Genomic DNA, 815 nt, shown 5'->3' on the forward strand with positions numbered 1-815 from the left:
ATCATGGTGCACGAAAGAATACCCCGCTCCAACCAACAGGCTTACAATAAGGACCGCTGAAAAAAGACCTTTAAACTTCATACAGGAAATCGCCCCTTTGAATTTGTCTTTGAGCGCACACCACCTCATTGTAAAAATATATAGAATCTTCCATGCGCTTATCCATAGTATAAAATTCTGCAGCGATTAAAGCTAGCTCTTCAAAATATGGATAGCCTTGTCCCGTTCTCAACGCCTCAAGGGCATTCATGACCTTTTGCCTGCTTCCAGTCTCAATAAATAATGCCTTTAGAACATTTAATAAATCCTGAAACAGACTATCGTTAAATTCTTCAGCTTGCTCCATTGCTTTTCCAAAGAATCCGCGTCCTTCAATCTTTTCATTGTTCCTAAAATGAATCAGAGCTAAATCATAATAAGCCTGGGTAATTTCCTTCGCTCCGCTTATTTTAGCTGCCTTTATAGCCTTGTGATAATAAGGTACAGCCGAAAAAAGACTTCCCATCTGGTTATAACTATTCCCCATATTCAACAAAGCTTTTGCCTTTAAAGGAGAATGGTCCTCCATACTATCCAACAAAATAAAGCTTTTTTTCATATGAGAAAGCGCTCTGTCATGAGTCCTCAAATCATCATAATTTCCGGCAATAACAAAATGACACTTGATACGATGAATTTTATATGTATCGTGCTTTTTATAAATGTCATATGCCTGTTGCACATAATACATGGATACATGCGTTTGTTTCATATGGTAAAAGACTTCAGCCATTTTAAAATAAAACTCAGCTTTCTCTATTTCATCCAAAACCCTC

General features: G+C 37.2%; 1 protein-coding gene. It reads right to left on the reverse strand.

The window, feature by feature from the left end; translation table 11 throughout:
* Positions 1-70: 70 nt before the first annotated feature.
* Positions 71-815 (reverse strand): aspartate phosphatase (locus tag ADICYQ_RS31035; protein WP_040413729.1); only part of this gene is annotated, 745 nt, incomplete at its 5' end.

The organism is Cyclobacterium qasimii M12-11B, assembly GCF_000427295.1.
GTDB lineage: Bacteria > Bacteroidota > Bacteroidia > Cytophagales > Cyclobacteriaceae > Cyclobacterium > Cyclobacterium qasimii.